This is a genomic window from Paenibacillus sp. JZ16, assembly GCF_015326965.1.
Classification (GTDB): Bacteria; Bacillota; Bacilli; order Paenibacillales; family Paenibacillaceae; genus Paenibacillus_AQ.
In genome coordinates this window covers 4024455-4042455 of the sequence record NZ_CP017659.1, presented here as the reverse complement: position 1 = coordinate 4042455, position 18001 = coordinate 4024455, and the positions used below count along the sequence as shown (strand labels likewise).

The window sequence follows — 18001 nt, the reverse complement described above, 5'->3', positions numbered from 1 at the left end:
GCCATTTTTCACGACCATGGATACGGTTCTATAGTTTTCAAAGTATCACCTAAAGATTGACGGGTGAAAATCGCTCCTGAGCTCTCTTATAATGAAAGTGCTTACAAATTAACGAGACCGAAAGGGGTAGGTCAAGAGCATGAACAAGAAATTTTGGGTAAGCTGTCTGACCGTGGTTATGATGGTATCGCTTCTGGCGGCTTGCGGCGGCGGTAAAGAGGCAGCGGATAACGCACCGGCCGCCGGCGGCGAAGGCGTGAAGAAAGAAGAGAAGGTCACCTTCACCTATTTCAACTCCGCAGCAGGTAAAGACAAAAATACGAACGAAACCACCATCGGTAAAATTTTCGAAGACCAAACCGGCGTGAATTTTAAAATGGAGCATTTGGTAGGAGACGAGAACACCAAGGTGGGAACATTCATTGCCAGCAACGATTATCCCGATGTGATTGTGCCGGGGAGCTCGATCGATAAGCTGGTCGGGGCGGGCGCCTTCATTCCGCTCAATGACCTGATCGATAAGTACGGCCCTAACATCAAGCGTGTGTACGAGCCGTATTACAATCTGATGAAAGCCGATGACGGCAACATTTACTTCCTCCCGTTAAGTGCGGTTGTAGGAGAGTACACGTCGGCTCCCAATATCGAGCAAGGAGCCTTCTGGATTCAGCGCCGCGTCCTGAAGGAAGCGGGTTACCCGAAAATCAAGACCTTCGACGAGTACCTGAACCTGATTCGCGATTACGTGAAGAAGCATCCGGAGGAAGGCTTGACCGGATATCTGGCACTGACGACGCAGGATAAATTTTTTGCCCTGACCAATGCCCCGATGCACTTGGCCGGTTATCCGAACGATGGCGGCATCATCATCGACATGGAGACTCACGTAGCGAATGATTACGCTGACGACGACATTACGAAGCGTTACCTGCAGGAGCTGAACAAGCTGAATGCGGAAGGCCTGTTCGATAAATCCTCTTTCGTGGACAATTATGATCAATACCTTGCCAAGCTGACTTCCGGTAAGGTGCTCGGCTTCTTCGACTATAGATGGCAGGTAGGCCAGGCGATGAACAACTTGCGCGAAACAGCCAATAAATCGGGTAACGACGATCTCGAATATATGGCGCTGCCGATCGTATACGACGAGAATACCAAGGATCAATATCTGGATCCGCCATCCTTTGTGAACAACCGCGGCGTAGGGATTTCCGTCAGCGCGAAGGATCCGGAACGCATTGTGAAGTATTTCAACAACCTGCTGACGGACGAGAACCAAATTCTGTCGAACTGGGGCATCAAGGACGAGACGTATTCCGTAGATGAGAACGGCCGCTTCTACCGTACGGAAGAGCAGATTGCACAGACCAATACGGAAGCCTTCCGCGAGTCCTTCGGCTTCAAGTACTTTGAATACAACTGGCCTCGTTACGGCAACGGTTCTACGCTTTCTGACGGTAATTCCGTGGGTGCAGGACGCCAGCCTGAGGTTGCGAAAATGTCTTACTCCGAACCGGACAAGAAATTGCTTGAAGCATACGACATCGATTCCTTCTCGCAGCTGTTTGCGGCACCGGACGACCGTCCATGGTATCCGGCTTGGAGCATTCCGATCGATCAGGGGTCACCGGCCCAAATCTTCACGCAGAAGAAAAGCGATTTGCAGCGTAAATACTTTCCGAAACTGGTTCTTGCCAACCCTGCGGAGTTTGACGGCATATGGAACGAATACGTGGGCGAGTTCAGCAAGCTGGACGTGAAGGGATATGAGGATCTGATCACTGAGGAAGTAGCCAAGAAAATCGCAAATGCCCAAGGACAATAATAGATAAGAGGAGAACAGGGGCGGACCACTCGATAAGTTTGTATTCGCCCCTCCTCCTCTATAACCATTGTACGGGCTGGATAGGAAGGAGAAGAAACCGTGGATAAGGCGAACCCGATTGGACCTGCAGAGACGACGGCGCTACGTGAAACGCCGGCGGTATCGAAAGGTTTCTTCAATAAACAACGGAAAAACAATACTGGTTTGAACAATAAACCGCCATCAGGCGAAAAAAGCTTCTTCCAGAAGCTGCTGCAGCAGAAGGCGCTGGTCTTCATGTCGATCCCTTTTTTGATATGGTTGTTTGTCTTTAAGTACCTGCCGCTATGGGGCTGGACCATCGCGTTTCAGGATTTTAAACCGGCCAAGAAGATATTCGATCAGGAATGGGTAGGCTTGCAGCATTTTACCTTTCTGTTTCAGGACGAACACTTCCTCCGGGTCATGCGCAACACGCTCGCTATGAGTTTTATCAACCTTGTCTTAGGTTTTGTTACGGCGATTGTGTTAGCGATCCTGCTCAATGAGCTGCGTAATTTGATGTTCAAACGGGTCGTGCAGACGATCAGTTATTTGCCCCATTTCATCTCTTGGGTTGTGGCAGCGAGCATTATTTCGACGGCTCTGTCCGCAGACGGCGGGATTATCAATGAACTCCTCATGTGGTTCGGGATTATTAAGGAACCGATCTTATGGCTTGGGGAAGGGGAATATTTCTGGGGAATACTCGGTGTTTCGGAAGTATGGAAGAATGTCGGCTGGAACACCATTATATATTTGGCAGCCATGACGATGATCGATCCCTCGCAGTACGAGGCGGCGGAAATCGATGGCGCCGGACGCTTTCAACGGATCTGGAACATTACCTTGCCGGGTCTAAAGCCAGTATTCATCATCCTGCTGATCATGAATATCGGCAACCTGCTCGAATCCGGCTTTGAACCGCAATATTTGCTTGGTAACGGCATGAACGTGGATTATTCCGAGAACCTGGATATTTTCGTGCTGAAATACGGTATTCAGATGGGCAACTTCTCGCTCTCGATTGCAGCCGGCATGTTCAAGACGGTCGTCAGCTTCATACTCTTGTTCACGGCCAACCATATCGCGAAGAGACTGGGCGAAGATCGATTGTTCTAAGCGAAAGCTTGCGAGGACCGTTCTCTATCAGAAAACGTACAGGAGGATTCATATGGCGAAGATTTCAGATTCACCACGGGCCCACGCCCGGTTCAAGTCTCCCGCGGACCGGTTATTCGATACCTTTAACATTATGTTCATGATCTGTCTCATGATTGTCACGTTGTACCCGTTCATTAATACGCTCGCGGTTTCCTTCAACCATGCGACGGATTCGGTAAAAGGCGGCATTTATTTATGGCCGCGGGATTTCACGTGGGAGAATTATAAATATGTATTTAACGAGGCCACGATATTCCACGCTACCTTCATCTCGGTTTTGCGTACGTTGATCGGTACGATCACTTCCGTATTCTGCTGTGCTATGGTGGCCTATACCATCAGCCGTCCGGAATATGTGCTGCGCAAATTCGTATCGATTGCCTTCATCTTGACGATGTATTTCAGCGGCGGTTTGATTCCGAACTTCCTGTTGATTCGCGAATTGGGCATGCTGGGGACCTTCTCGGTGTACATCATTCCGGGTCTGATCGGCGTGTTTAACGTTATCGTCATCCGTTCCTTCATTGAAGGACTGCCGGAGGGAATTCTGGAATCGGCCCGGATCGACGGCGCCGGTGAATTCACGACGTTCATGAAAATCGTGCTTCCGCTATGCGTGCCCGTACTTGCTACGGTATCGCTGTTTACGGCGGTATCCCAGTGGAACTCCTGGTTTGACGTATTCTTGTATAACTCTTCATACAGCGAGCTTAGCACCCTGCAGTATGAGTTGATGAAAATACTCCAGAATTCCAACTCCTCGCTGAATTCGGGCAACGACTATGCAAGCCAGTTTGCAAGCTCGGAAAGCGGCGCGAACCAGGTCACCCCGACCTCTATACGGGCAACGATGACCATTGTGGCCAGCGTGCCGATCATTCTGGTGTATCCGTTCCTGCAAAAATACTTCGTGCAAGGGATGACCCTTGGCGGGGTGAAAGGGTAAGCCTGCTGGAGTCGCCAAATAAGTACATCGTGTGCACGGCTCCGTGCATGGTCTGGAGCATGCTTGGATGGCTGCTATCGACCAACCGATGTCGTTGCATCATGATCATAAACCATCAATCTTGCTATGATCTCTAAATTCAAGGAGGGATTGCGTATGTCTAACACGCAGCGAAGTGAACCCAGGCTGAAGGAAATGTTCGCGGATGACTTTCTCATTGGAGCAGCCGTGAACCCGCGGACGATCGAAACGCAGGAGGAATTGCTATCCTATCATTTCAACAGCATCACGGCGGAAAATGAAATGAAGTTTGTCAGCGTGCACCCGGCGGAGGATACGTATACGTTCGAGGATGCGGACCGGCTTGCCGCTTTCGCCCGCAAGCATGGAATGAAGATGCGCGGCCATACACTGGTATGGCATAACCAAACAACCGATTGGCTGTTCGAAGACAAGAACGGGAACCTGGTGGATAAAGCCACGCTGTACCAACGGTTAAAGTCGCATACCGACACGGTCGTAAAGCGGTACAAGGGCGATATTTACGCCTGGGACGTTGTCAACGAAGTAATTGCGGATGAAGGCGCCGAACTTCTCCGTCCGTCCAAGTGGCTGGACATTGCGGGTCCGGAGTTCATCTCCAAGGCATTCGAGTATGCTCATGAAGCCGACCCGGCGGCGTTGTTGTTCTATAACGATTACAATGAGTCCCACCCGCACAAGCGGGACAAAATCCATACGCTGGTCAAGTCGCTGCTGGATCAAGGAACGCCGATCCATGGCATAGGATTGCAGGCGCACTGGAATCTGTACGATCCGGCTCTTGATGATATCCGCTCCGCGATCGAGAAGTATGCATCGCTCGGCCTGCAGCTTCAACTCACCGAGCTCGATGTATCGATGTTCCGGTTTGAAGACAAGCGGAAGGATCTGACCGAAGCACCGGAAGAACTTCTGGAGGCTCAAGCCAAGCGGTATGAGGCGATGTTTGGCATTCTGAAGGAGTACCGGGATCATATTACGTCCGTTACCTTCTGGGGAGCTGCCGACGATTACACTTGGCTGGACAATTTCCCGGTACGGGGGCGGAAGAATTGGCCCTTCCTGTTCGATGAGCGGCATCAGCCGAAACCGGCGTTTCATCGCTTGGTGGAGCATATGGTCAAGGTGTAATCCGTCTTGGACGGATCAAGTTCATCCTAATCAAATAGAAAGCAATATATGCGATTAAGGCTCCCATCAGCTTGTCATGTTGCCGGTCCTTGTGGCCGGCATCTGTATTTTGGCTTTGACGGAAAGCCGAGGTTTAAGACAACGGCAATCCGAAGAGATGGCACTGACTTTTGGCCAAAGAAGGAGGAACTGACATTGAACAGCACTTTATATAAAGCGTGGCTGCAGTATGCGCCCATCAAGGACCGGGAGCTTGCCTCCGGATACAGCAGACTGCTCGGCACGATTGTAGCAGACCTGCAGCAGTCGCGGGTTGCGAACGCCGCCATGGAGGAACTGAAGAGGGCGTGCCAATCCATGCTGGGTATTGTCCCGGTCATCACGTCCGAGGCCCCGTCTTCATTTTACTTCGAGGTGCGCATCTCGACATCAGCCGAACCCGGCGTGGGAGAAATAGATGGAGTCGACTTAGGCGAGGACAGGAGCCGGATGGCAGCCCAGCTAGGCGCAGAAGGCTTTCAGCTGGAGCATTCAATACAAGGGCAGCAGGAAAAGCTGGTACTGACCGGTGGATCGGGCAAAGGTGTATTATATGGGGTGTTTCATTTATTGAGATTGCTGGCCTCCCACCAACCGTTAACCGGTTTGAAGATGACCGAGCTACCAGTGAATGGACTGCGGATGATCAATCAATGGGACAATGCCGACGGCTCGGTGGAACGCGGGTACTCGGGCCACTCGATTTTTTACGAAAACGGACGGTTCACCGAAAATCTGGATCGCGTAAGAGACTACGCCCGCTTATTGGCTTCCGTGGGATTGAATGCCATCTCCATTAATAACGTCAATGTGCATGAGATCGAGACGAAGTTCATTACCGCGGAATATTTGCCGACGATTGCGAAGGTCGCGGATATCTTCCGGGAATATGGCATTTCATTGTACTTGAGCATTAACTTTGCGGCTCCGCTGCATATCGGCGGCGTATCGACCTCCGATCCGCTGAGCGAAGAGGTTCGACAGTGGTGGAAGGATACGGCGGATGAGATTTATGATCATATCCCGGACTTCGGCGGCTTCCTGGTGAAGGCGGATTCGGAGCATCGCCCCGGCCCGTTTGCCTATGGAAGGGACCATGCCGATGGCGCCAATATGCTCGCTGAGGCCTTGGAGCCGCATGGCGGGCTCGTCATCTGGCGCTGCTTCGTATACAACTGCATGCAGGATTGGCGCGATCGCAGCACAGACCGAGCGCGGGCGGCCTATGATCATTTTACCCCGCTGGACGGCAGGTTTAAGGACAATGTGCTGCTGCAGATTAAGAACGGGCCCATGGACTTTCAAGTGCGGGAACCGGTGTCGCCGCTGTTCGGCAGCATGAAAGAGACCAATCAAGTGCTGGAGTTTCAGGTCGCCCAGGAATATACGGGGCAGCAGCGCCACGTATGCTATTTGGTGCCGCAGTGGAAAGAGGTGCTGGATTTCGATACCTATGCGAATGGGTCGGGGTCCGAGGTGAAGAAGATCGTGAACGGTTCGCTGCACGACATGAAATACAGCGGGATCGCCGCCGTTTCCAACATCGGAAATGATGAGAACTGGACGGGGCACACCTTGGCACAGGCGAATCTGTATGGCTTCGGACGTCTGGTCTGGGATCCGGAATTGTCCTCCGAGGGGATCGCGGATGAATGGACGAGGCTGACCTTCGGCAATGACGACACGGTGGTCCACACAGTATGTGACATGCTGATGCAATCGTGGCCGATCTATGAAAGCTATACCGCCCCGCTCGGGGTGGGCTGGATGATTACGCCGCATACGCATTACGGTCCGGATGTGGACGGCTATGAATATTCAAGGTGGGGCACGTACCATTTCGCCGATCGGGACGGGATGGGCGTCGATCGCACGGTGACATCGGGTACAGGCTATACCGCGCAGTATTTCGGGCCGAATAAGGCCCGATATGATTCACTGGCGGATTGTCCTGACGAGCTGCTGCTGTTCTTCCATCATGTGCCGTATTCCCATGTGCTGAAATCCGGCAAAACGGTGATTCAGCATATCTATGACTCACATTTTGGCGGGGCGGAAGCAGCGGCAGGACTGCTTGAGGCCTGGACCTCATTGGAAGGAAAGGTCGATCCGGAGCGCTTCGTTCAAGTGAAGGAGCGGCTCACGGATCAAGCCGAGCATGCGAAGCATTGGCGGGATGTGATCAACACGTATTTCTTCCGTAAATCTGGTGTGCCGGATGAACAGGGGCGGACGATATATTAAGTTCATTTTATAACTGAATACGAAAATATAGGGGGGTGCCCCATCAGATTTCGGAACTGATGGGGCATCTTTTTTCTTGGCTGAATACTGTTCGAATGCTGAATCTTTTGTGAGCATGCACTTTTGATGACATACTTCCCAGGTAAAAAATAGTGCCCTGTGCAAAGTTTTATATGGTAAAATCTTGTAAAAAAACTCCAAAGGAGGAGGAGTACATGATTAGATACTTCTGCTTGTTGATATTGTTGATCCTGGTCTTCGGAGGCTGCAGTGGAAGCGATGAGCCTAAAGAGAAGTTTACCGCAGAAGATATGGGAATCGTGCGGTTAGACAATGGCCAGAAGGTATACTACGGCATGAATCGTGCGGAAGCTGAAGAAGTGCTTGGGAAAGGCCAAGAGCATGCCAGGGGCGTATTTGATTACGATTCCGGCATCGCGGTGTTCTACAGAGATGATGCCGTTGTCGCGATCAGGATGGAGGAAGAATCGAAAGGTCATTATCAAACAACGCGCGGTGCTGAAATAGGAATGCAAATAGACGAGATCAAACAACGATATGGGGAGCAATATGAGCCATCACAGTCCGATGATATCCTGGATTACTTCTATGACTATAAAAAAGGAAAGTTCCTCGAGAAAAATGCGCCCGAGACAGAAGAAGAGGCGCGGAATATTTTTATCTTTTCATCCATGTTTCATGATGGGTACGCGGACACCCTTTTGTTTCTTGATAGTTACTACGCGTCCTCTGGCAAGTGATTCAGGACAGGGCGATAATCTTTGTGTGCAAAAACCAGGATCTACAGAACGGCATGCTGTTAAAGAGATGGACTTCATTTCAGAAGCTGGGCTTTATAGGGTGGGGGGCTATATGATATACTGAGAATAGGGTTAGAATAAGATGAAGTAGTGATCAAGGGGGGAATGGGTATGACAGTCGAGAAACATGTACATGATGCATGCGCAGTAACCAGTGAACGGAAGAGCCATCATTCCGATAAAACAAAAAGCAACCTCGTCAGCCGGTTGAACCGAATTGAAGGACAGATTCGCGGCGTGAAAGGCTTAATTGAGAAGGATACGTACTGTGACGATGTATTAAACCAGATCTCCTCGATTCAGTCGGCCTTGAACGGCGTCAGCAAATTGCTGCTTGAGCATCATATGAAGAGCTGTGTGGTGGAGCGCCTGCAGGAAGGCGACGATGAGGTTATAACCGAGTTGTTAACAACCATGAACAAGTTAATGAAATAATGGAATTCTGACTGGAGACGGTCTGGTTATGATGAGTTTCCATGGAGCTGCCACCTTCTAAAGGTGGCAGTAAGTGTTTATTCAGGGTGAAGAATACCGCACGGTTATGCGGTTAAATCATAGCGACGACTTATTTTTTCAAAAAAAATGAGAAAACCCATTGACTATATATAGGGTAGGGGGGTATACTAGCATCAAGAAACGAGAACAACCCGAAACTAATTCCGGGCACGCTTTTAGAAGGGCTGCTCAAAATAATTCATAACCCAAAGGAGAGATTGAACATGGAACAGGTAACAATAAAAGTTGAAGGTATGTCTTGCATGCATTGCGTGAATTCCATTGAGGGAGCTTTAAAGAATGAGAACATCGAGGGACATGTGGATTTGAAGGCAGGCACGGTCTCCGTGAAATATGACGCAGGCAAAATCAACTTGGATAAAATCAAAGAAATTATCGAGGAACAAGGATATAACGTAGTTTAATCAAACGGCACGAGGATGAAGAGGGGTGAGGAGAAGATGGGAGCAGGAACAATGGAACAGAAGAAAACGTCGCTGCAGTTAACGGGTATGACATGTGCCGCCTGTGCGAATCGGATTGAGAAGGGTCTAAGTAAAATGGAGGGCGTCCAGGAAGCGAATGTGAATTTTGCGCTGGAAAAAGCGTCGGTTACATTTGATCCGAATGTGGTTTCCGTCCAGCAGATGGAAGAGAAAATTGAAAAGCTGGGTTACGGAACGGCAAAGGAAACCGTGGACCTGCAGCTGATTGGCATGTACTGCGCCGCCTGTGCTACGAAAATCGAGAAAGTGGTAAGCAAGATGCCAGGTGTTAATCAGGCCAACGTCAATTTTGCGCTGGAGACGGCCCGGGTGGAATTCAATCCCGCAGAGGTAAGCCTTAGCGATATTCAACAGCGTGTGGAGAAGCTCGGGTATCAGGCGGTTTCCAAACAGGAGACGCTTGATCAGGAAGGTCACCGCAAGGAGGCCATCACCAAGCAAAAGCGGAAGCTGCTCCTGTCGGCGATTCTGTCGCTGCCGCTGCTCTGGGCCATGGTGAGCCATTTCTCCTTCACCTCCTGGATCTGGATGCCGGATCTGTTCATGAACCCTTGGTTCCAGCTGATCCTGGCCACGCCAGTACAGTTTTTTATCGGAAAACAGTTCTACGTGGGAGCCTATAAGGCTCTCCGCAACAAAAGCGCCAATATGGACGTTCTGGTCGCGCTCGGTACCTCGGCAGCTTATTTCTACAGTCTGTATTTAACGATCGATTGGGCCGCTGCCGGAGCAAATGCACACCATGGGCCCGAAATGTACTATGAAACGAGTGCGGTGCTGATCACGCTGGTCATTATGGGGAAACTGTTTGAATCCCTGGCCAAAGGCCGTACCTCGGAGGCTATCAAAACCCTGATGGGGCTTCAAGCCAAAACGGCGCTGGTCGTTCGTGACGGTCAGGAGATGACTATCCCGGTGGAACAGGTCCTGGTGGGTGATCTTGTATTGGTGAAGCCGGGTGAGAAAATCCCGGTGGACGGTAAAGTGGTCGAGGGCACGTCGGCGGTAGATGAGTCGATGCTGACAGGTGAAAGCATTCCGGTTGAGAAAAAAGCGGGCGACGCCGTCATCGGCGCCACCATAAACAAGAACGGGCGCTTGACGCTTGAAGCGACGAAAGTGGGTAAAGAGACCGCTCTAGCGCAAATTATCAAGGTGGTTGAGGAAGCCCAAGGTTCCAAGGCTCCGATTCAGCGGGTCGCTGATGTCATCTCCGGCATCTTCGTTCCGATCGTGGTGGGCATTGCGATTGTTGCCTTCCTCGTATGGTACTTCTGGGTAACGCCTGGTAATTTCGCGCAATCGTTAGAAATTGCCATCGCGATTCTGGTTATTGCTTGTCCGTGTGCGTTGGGTCTGGCTACACCGACCTCGATCATGGCCGGGTCGGGCCGCGCTGCAGAACTGGGCGTTCTGTTCAAGGGCGGGGAGCATCTGGAGTCTACCCATAAAATCAACACGATTATTCTGGATAAAACAGGAACGGTAACAAAAGGGAAACCTGAGTTAACCGATGTGGAAGTTCATAACTTTGATCAAGAGCTGTTCCTTCGTCTGGTCGGATCAGCTGAGAAGAGTTCCGAGCATCCGCTTGCCGAAGCGATTGTGGCCGGGATTGAAGCAAAAGGAACGCGGCTTCCGGCTGCGGAGTATTTTGAAGCCATTCCAGGCTACGGCATCCGTGCCAGCGTGGAAGGACATGAGGTGCTGGTAGGCACACGTAAGCTGATGGCACAGCATAACGTGCCGATTGATTCGATCCTCGGCAGAATGTCGGAGCTTGAAACCGAGGGCAAGACTGCTATGCTGACGGCTGTAGACGGCCAATATGCAGGTCTTGTGGCTGTGGCAGATACGATCAAGGAGACGTCCCGTGCTGCCGTAGCGAGATTGAAAGAAATGGGCATTGAGGTCATTATGATTACCGGGGACAATGAACGCACGGCACAGGCCATCGCGAAGCAGGTTGGCATCGACCATGTGCGTGCCGAGGTTCTGCCGGAAGGCAAAGCGGATGAAGTGAAAAAGCTCCAGCAGCAGGGCAAGAAGGTCGCCATGGTGGGCGACGGCATTAACGATGCGCCGGCCCTTGCGGTTGCCGATATCGGCATGGCCATCGGCACAGGTACGGATGTGGCCATGGAAGCCGCTGACGTGACGCTGATGAAGGGCGACCTGAACAGCATTCCGGATGCCATCTACATGAGCCGCAAGACGATGAGCAATATCCGTCAGAACCTGTTCTGGGCGCTGGGTTATAACTCGCTTGGCATTCCGATTGCCGCCATCGGGCTTCTGGCACCTTGGGTGGCTGGGGCCGCCATGGCACTGAGCTCTGTATCGGTCGTGCTGAATGCCCTTCGCCTGCAGCGGATGAAGGTATAACGAACGCTGGCAGACCTTTTATATAGAGTATGATTGGTAATCGAGCAAGAGAACGATATTTGGGTAACTTGATGGGAGTGTAGACATTTGGCCATGCAAAAATTTGCAGTGACACCCGGCTTTGAAGTGGGCGGAACGCTGTTCCGCCCGGATCAGCTGGCCGTATTGGGCTCCATCGTGGGCGATGACGCCCGTATTGAGATGACTACCTTTAAGCAGCTCTACGTGGAGATGGATGCAGAGCGGGTGGAAGAAGCCAAGGTGAAGCTGGAAGCTGCCGGACTTCAGGTTCATCCCGCCGGCTTTGTCTCCAAGAGCCTGATCACCTGCAACTTTTGCCGGGGAGCGGAGGATTCGGGACTGGATGTTGCTAAGATGCTGGATGAAGCAATCGCCGATCATCCTGTACCCAATCCGCTAAAGATCGGTTACGCAGGATGCGCGCTAGGCACCAGCGAACCGCTGCTGAAAGATATTGCCGTGATGAAGATGAGAAATACCTATGATATCTATGTTGGTGGAGAGCCGAGAGGGTTGAAAGCTGCTCTGGCGAAGCCGCTGCACACGGATTTAGCGCCGGATCAGCTGGCTCCGATCATCCTGAAGCTGATCGCCGTCTATCAGGAGAACGGCAAGAAGAAAGAGAAGTTCTCCCGCTTCGTGGATCGCATGACGCTCGAGCAGCTGCGTCAACTCACGCTGGATGCACGGATGGATACGGCAGGGTAAACGTAAGGCTTAACAGGCATCACCTTTCGGGTGAATAGGATACGCCGAAACGAGGATGGATATACTTTCAAGAGCACCTGAGGGTGCTCTTTTTTCTATGTAGATTAGAACACGCTAACCACTGGAATCCCTGCTTGGATCGATCTCGCGAGATCAACTCTGAACGCATTTTGTCTTCTCTAATTGCGACACGGGAGTTTTTATGTTGTTCTTTTATGGATGAGGGCAGTGGGAATAACAACCATATTGGGCATTTTTAACGTGGTTGACGATCGATGTGAAAGGGTATACAATTTATATTGTTAAAAGCTTTTAACTATTTGAATTTGTAATATATTTGTAAGGACTTCGTTGTGCATCGAGGTGATGAAACTGGATAAGAGGGAACAATTATCTAACATGGTTGCCCGTCAGATGATGACGCTTGTGGCGAACTATGCCAAGATTCTGGACAATGATTTAACCGGCCCGCAGTACTACGTGCTTCAGACTTTGGCTTATGAAGGGCAGCAGACCAGCTCATATTTTGCCAATGCCTTGAATGTTACGCTTTCGGCTGTGACCAACTTGAGCAACAAGCTGGTCAGTAAGGGTTATATCGAACGGGTGGCGTCAAGCGAGGACAGGCGTCAGGTCTATCTTAAGATTACGGAGCAGGGCCGTGAAGTTGAAGCCCGGATGATTGCGAAGTACCGTGAATTGAATGAAGGCTTATGGTCGGATTTCTCGGATCAGGAGATGGATGTGTTAATCGCTTCATACGAGAAGATGATTGAACATTTGCAGCTTAAGATCGGGCAGTCCAAAGAAGATAGCCGAACCAACGACTAAATATTCAGGAGGGTTTCCCATGGGGAGATTAGACAATAAAGTAGCAATCATTACAGGTGCAGCAGGTGGGATGGGTAAAGCTGACGCTCTTTTGTTTGTGCAGGAGGGAGCCAAGGTTGCGATTACGGACCTACAGGAAGACAAGATCAAAGACGTTGTAGCGGAGATTGAAGCCCTTGGCGGCGAAGCGATTGGATTCAAGCACAATGTAGCTTCCGAGGAAGACTGGGTTCGTGTCGTGGACGAGACCGTTCAAAAATTCGGCAAGATCGACATTCTGGTCAACAATGCCGGTGTCTCCAATGCAACACCGTTCATGGATTTGACGGTAGAGGGCTGGGAGAAGACGATGTCGATTAACGTTACGAGCATATTCCTCGGTCAGAAATATGTCATTCCGCACATGATCGAAGCCGGCGGCGGTTCCATCGTCAACATCTCCTCCATTGCCGGCCTGACAGGGGGCAGCGGCGCCGGTCCTTACACGGCAAGCAAAGGCGCGGTACGCATGCTGACCAAAGCCACGGCCGTGGACTTTGCGAAGCATAACATCCGCTGCAATTCGGTTCACCCTGGCTACATCGAAACGCCAATGACCGTGGATCTGTTCAAGGATGAGCAAATGATGCAGTGGTTCCAATCCCAGACTCCGCTTCCACGTCTGGGCAAAGCGGAAGATATCGCACGCGGCGTATTGTTCCTTGCTTCGGATGAGTCTTCCTATATTACAGGCGTTGAGCTGCCGATTGACGGCGGATATTTCGCGAAGTAAGTCATGCTTTCCATTGACCTGTATTTATAAGCTATAGACAACAGAAACGATAGGGATACAAACTCGGTTAGAACTCATTTTATATTTTTATCAAGGGGAGTGTTGTTTCATGTCCGATAACAAACAGATCGCTGTCATTACCGGCGCAGCCAGCGGGATCGGCAGAGCCAGCAGCTTGAAACTGGCAGAGAACGGTGCAGCGGTAGTGCTCGTTGATTTCAACAAGGAAGCCGGCGAAGAAACGCTGCGTTTGATCAAGGAGCAGGGCGGAGAGGGCATCTTCGTGCAAGCGGACGTGACGAAAACTGAAGATGTCCAGAACTACGTAAACAGGGCGGTCGAAGCTTACGGCCGAATCGATTTCTTCTTCAACAATGCAGGCATCGTGCAGAAGTTTTCGATGCTGGATGATATCGACGAGGACGAATTTGACCGTCAAATGTCCGTGAACGTTAAGGGTGCTTTCCTCGGCATGAAGTATGTGTTGAAAGTCATGAAGGAGCAGGGCAGCGGACATATCGTGAACACCGCTTCCACGGCAGGTATCCGCAGCGAGCACAGTGCAGCCGCTTATTCGGCAAGCAAGCATGCGGTGGTGGGCTTGACGAAGGGAGCAGCGCTGGAATACGTGAAGCAGGGCATTCGCGTGAACGCGATTTGTCCGGGAGGCGTTCAGACGCCGCTTACGGCAGCGGTAGCCAAGTCCTTCATGGAAGGGGGCTACGTGCCTGAGGAAGTGGGCAACATGCGGATGGGACGCCCGGCTGAGGCGGATGAAATCGCGAACGTGGTTGCTTTCCTGGCTTCCCCAGGCTCCAGCTACATGACAGGCTCGCTGGTTACGATTGATGGCGGATTGACGCTGTAATATATATAAAAGACCAGTCAAGCACCGGAATACCGGGTTTGACTGGTCTTTTTGGTATAGCATTTATTTGATGCCGACGACATCCGCCAGCAGCTCATAAGAACGCAGGCGCGCCTCATGATCATAGATGGCGGCCGCGACAATGATTTCGTCCGCATTCGTTGACTGCTGGAACTGCTCCAGCTGCGCGCGGACGGTTGCGGGACTGCCGATGGCAGAGAAGCTCAGCTGGCGCTTCACGATGGCCTGCTCCTGCAGGTTCCATAGATCATCCATGCTGTCCACCGGCGGACTCAGCTGGCCGGTGCGGCCGCGGATGATATTCAGGAACTGCTGGTACGGCGAGGTAGCCAGGCGCTGTGCTTCCTCATCGGTATCGGCACAGATCACGTTCACGCCGATCATAGCATAAGGCTTGCTCAGCTCGGATGAAGGACGGAAGCTGGTGCGGTACAGGTCGAGCGCGGCCATCAGATAATCCGGGGCAAAGTGGCTCGCAAAAGAGAACGGAAGCCCCAGCTGTCCTGCCAGCTGCGCACTGAAACCGCTGGAGCCGAGCAGCCAGATCGGTACATGCAGACCTTCGCCGGGAATCGCCCGGATGCGCATGGACGAGCCTGAGGTGGGCTGGAAGTAATTCCGCAGCTCGCCGAGGCGATCCGGGAAGTCCTGCCCGTCGCTGCCGGGACCGCGGCGAAGCGCCCGAGATGTGAGCTGATCCGATCCCGGCGCACGACCTAAGCCGAGATCGATCCGGCCGGGATAGAGCGATTCCAGGGTGCCGAACTGCTCGGCTATGACCAAGGGAGCGTGGTTCGGCAGCATAATGCCGCCGGCTCCGACGCGGATCTTGCTCGTGCCCCCGGCGACATGGCCAATGACGACCGAAGTGGCCGAGCTGGCGATTCCCGGCATATTGTGGTGTTCGGCAAGCCAGTAGCGGTTATACCCCCACTTCTCGGCATGCTGGGCCAGATCGAGCGTATTTTGCAGCGACTGTGCAGCGGTGCTGCCCGCTGTAATCGGGGCGAGATCCAGAATGGAAATAGGGATATCGCGAAGCGTTTTGGGCGCTGTATGATCAAGATGGGGTTCTGTCATATGGAATGACCTCCTTATTCGTGCACTGCACGGTAAGTTGTTATATAGGGAGAAGACAACCGTCTAAGTGGATGCCGGAAAAAAAGAAACCTATTTATCGATAGTTGGTATCCCTATATAACGAACATTATATACCTACTTAATCCATAAGAAAAATATACATCGAAGAACCTTCAGAGAAGACAGACCGCATTAAGAGGAAATTTTTCTTGCGATTATCGAATGGTTCAGCTTCGCTGAAAACGTAGGGCTTCGATAATCTAAAGAAAAATATACATCGCTGAATCTCCACAGAAGCCAGACCGCATTAAGAGGAAATTTTTCTTGCGATTATCGAATGGTTCAGCATCGCTGAAAACATAGGGCTTCGATAATCTAAAGAAAAATATACATCGCTGAACCTCCACAGAAGCCAGACGTATCTTCATTTACTATATGCTTCCTAAGCCTTTTCAAGTAAAAAAGATTACCCTCACTTGTGAGGGGCCGTTCGAATAGAAGGGATATTCCGGTCCAGCGGCCATGTTTGGCAAGGACAGCATAACAGACCATAGAAAATAACAAGAGGAAAGGCAGCCGGATCGCCGGCTGCCTTTATATGTCGCTACGAATGGATGGTCTCGGATGACAGCCTATAGGATCGCACCCTATTCGTACTGCAGCTTTCTTTACTCCATGACTGCATCGGCTGGCGGCTCGATTCGCTCCATCCCGTTCATGTAAGGTCGGAGCGCCTTCGGTATGAGAATCGAGCCATCGGCCTGCTGGTGGTTCTCCAGCAGCGGGATAAGAATTCGCGGCGAAGCCACGGCCGTATTGTTCAGGGTGTGGCAGTAGCGCAGCTTGCCTTCCGCGTCCCGGTAGCGGATGTTCGAGCGACGCGCCTGAAAGTCGAGCAGATTCGACGACGAGTGGGTCTCCCCATAAGCACCGCGGCTTGGCATCCACGTCTCGATGTCATATTGCTTGTACGTTTTCTGCGACATATCCCCGGTACAGACGGCAACGACACGGTAAGGCAATTCGAGCTTTTGCAGCAGCTCCTCGGCATTGGCCGTGATTTCTTGTAGAAGCTGCTCCGAGGCTTCCTCGCAGGCTTCGCAGAGAACGACCTGTTCCACCTTGGCGAACTGATGCACCCGGTACAGGCCGTGGACGTCCCGGCCGCCCGAGCCGACCTCGCTTCGGAAACACAGCGATGCTGCCGCCAGGCGAATCGGCTGTGCCACATCGACGACTTCACCGCTATAGAACGATACGAGCGGCACCTCCGAGGTACCGACGAGCCACTTATCTTGCTCCGTAATTTGAAAAGCCTGATCCTGACCAAGCGGGAAAAAGGCGGTATTCTCCATGGCCTCCGTCCTTACGGTTAACGGTACGTCCATAAGGGTGAAACCCTTGGCGACCAGCATATCCACCGCAAGCTGCTGAACGGCCCGATGCAGCATTGCGCCGATGCCGGTCAGATAGTAGCTGCGCGTGCCGGCGGTTTTGACGCCGCGGGGGATGTCGATCATCCGGTGTTGCTCGCCGAGCGTGACATGATCCCTGTATTCATAATCAAACACGGGCGGCTCGCCAACACGTCTGATCTCCACATTGTCCTCATCCGAAGCTCCGACCGGCGTATCCGGCGAAACGATATTGGGCACAAGGATGAGCAGCTGGGCGTAATCCGCATCGACCTTCCGGTACAACGCTTCCTGCTTGTCAAGCTCCATATTGATATCCTTGACCTGCTGTTTCGTCCGCTCGGCTTCTTCCTGTTTGCCTTGCCGCACGAGCGTGCTGATCTCCTGCGAGATGGCATTGCGCCGCTGCCGCAATCCCTCCACGGTCAGCAGCAGCGTCCGACGCTGGTCATCCAGCCGGACAAGTTCGGCAACCGACAGGGCAATGCCTTTCTGGTCAGCTACTCGCTGCAGTTCTTCCTGATTCTCTGTGCTTTCCCGGATCCATTTCATATCTAGCATGATCACCGCGCTCCTTTTTCTGAAAAAAATAAAAAAGCGTCCTAGTCCATATGGGACGAGGGACGCTTATGCGCTCGCGGTGCCACCCAAATTGATTGAACCGTAACC

At 51.8% G+C, this 18001-nt stretch carries 15 protein-coding genes; 13 read left to right on the top strand and 2 right to left on the bottom strand.

All coding sequences use genetic code 11. From position 1 onward, the window contains the following. The first annotated feature begins 139 nt into the window (after positions 1-139). The 13 genes from BJP58_RS18415 to BJP58_RS18355 all read left to right on the top strand — a co-directional run bounded on the left by BJP58_RS18415 (position 140) and on the right by BJP58_RS18355 (position 14816). Complete coding sequence (locus BJP58_RS18415; protein ID WP_194540069.1) at positions 140-1825, top strand: ABC transporter substrate-binding protein; 1686 nt, start codon at positions 140-142, stop codon at positions 1823-1825. 99 nt (positions 1826-1924) lie between these two features. After that, positions 1925-2965, top strand: coding sequence for an ABC transporter permease (locus tag BJP58_RS18410; RefSeq protein ID WP_162487525.1), 1041 nt, complete (start codon positions 1925-1927; stop codon positions 2963-2965). 52 nt (positions 2966-3017) lie between these two features. Then, positions 3018-3953, top strand: coding sequence for a carbohydrate ABC transporter permease (locus BJP58_RS18405; RefSeq protein WP_194540068.1), 936 nt, complete (start codon positions 3018-3020; stop codon positions 3951-3953). Positions 3954-4109: 156 nt separating this feature from the next. Then, positions 4110-5126: an endo-1,4-beta-xylanase gene (locus BJP58_RS18400; protein ID WP_194540067.1), complete on the top strand. Its 1017-nt coding sequence runs from the start codon at positions 4110-4112 to the stop codon at positions 5124-5126. Between the two features lie 195 nt (positions 5127-5321). Continuing rightward, positions 5322-7409 (top strand): alpha-glucuronidase family glycosyl hydrolase, encoded by a 2088-nt coding sequence (locus BJP58_RS18395; protein WP_194540066.1) that lies wholly within the window; start codon positions 5322-5324, stop codon positions 7407-7409. Positions 7410-7624: 215 nt separating this feature from the next. Then, positions 7625-8170, top strand: a complete 546-nt coding sequence (locus tag BJP58_RS18390) for a hypothetical protein (protein ID WP_194540065.1) — start codon at positions 7625-7627, stop codon at positions 8168-8170. Positions 8171-8341: 171 nt separating this feature from the next. Beyond that, positions 8342-8665 (top strand): metal-sensitive transcriptional regulator, encoded by a 324-nt coding sequence (locus tag BJP58_RS18385; protein ID WP_071218722.1) that lies wholly within the window; start codon positions 8342-8344, stop codon positions 8663-8665. Between the two features lie 284 nt (positions 8666-8949). Further along, positions 8950-9150 (top strand): cation transporter, encoded by a 201-nt coding sequence (locus BJP58_RS18380; RefSeq protein ID WP_194540064.1) that lies wholly within the window; start codon positions 8950-8952, stop codon positions 9148-9150. A gap of 36 nt (positions 9151-9186) precedes the next feature. Next, positions 9187-11616, top strand: coding sequence for a heavy metal translocating P-type ATPase (locus tag BJP58_RS18375; RefSeq protein ID WP_194540063.1), 2430 nt, complete (start codon positions 9187-9189; stop codon positions 11614-11616). A gap of 87 nt (positions 11617-11703) precedes the next feature. Then, entirely contained in the window at positions 11704-12345 is a 642-nt protein-coding gene (locus tag BJP58_RS18370) for an NAD(P)/FAD-dependent oxidoreductase (RefSeq protein ID WP_194540062.1), read from the top strand. Positions 12346-12744: 399 nt separating this feature from the next. Continuing rightward, positions 12745-13176: a MarR family winged helix-turn-helix transcriptional regulator gene (locus BJP58_RS18365; protein ID WP_194540061.1), complete on the top strand. Its 432-nt coding sequence runs from the start codon at positions 12745-12747 to the stop codon at positions 13174-13176. 19 nt (positions 13177-13195) lie between these two features. After that, a complete protein-coding gene (locus BJP58_RS18360; RefSeq protein ID WP_071218727.1) occupies positions 13196-13948 on the top strand; it encodes an SDR family NAD(P)-dependent oxidoreductase in 753 nt (250 codons plus the stop codon). Positions 13949-14057: 109 nt separating this feature from the next. After that, positions 14058-14816, top strand: a complete 759-nt coding sequence (locus BJP58_RS18355; RefSeq protein WP_071218728.1) for an SDR family NAD(P)-dependent oxidoreductase — start codon at positions 14058-14060, stop codon at positions 14814-14816. A 63-nt stretch (positions 14817-14879) separates the two neighbouring features. On the opposite strand, the gene BJP58_RS18350 is transcribed toward BJP58_RS18355, so the two are convergent. Next, entirely contained in the window at positions 14880-15917 is a 1038-nt protein-coding gene (locus BJP58_RS18350; RefSeq protein WP_194540060.1) for an LLM class flavin-dependent oxidoreductase, read from the bottom strand. A 668-nt stretch (positions 15918-16585) separates the two neighbouring features. Further along, positions 16586-17893 carry a serine--tRNA ligase gene (serS, locus tag BJP58_RS18345; protein ID WP_194540059.1) on the bottom strand — a complete coding sequence of 436 codons (1308 nt, stop codon included), beginning with the start codon at positions 17891-17893 and terminating at the stop codon, positions 16586-16588. Positions 17894-18001 lie beyond the last annotated feature (108 nt).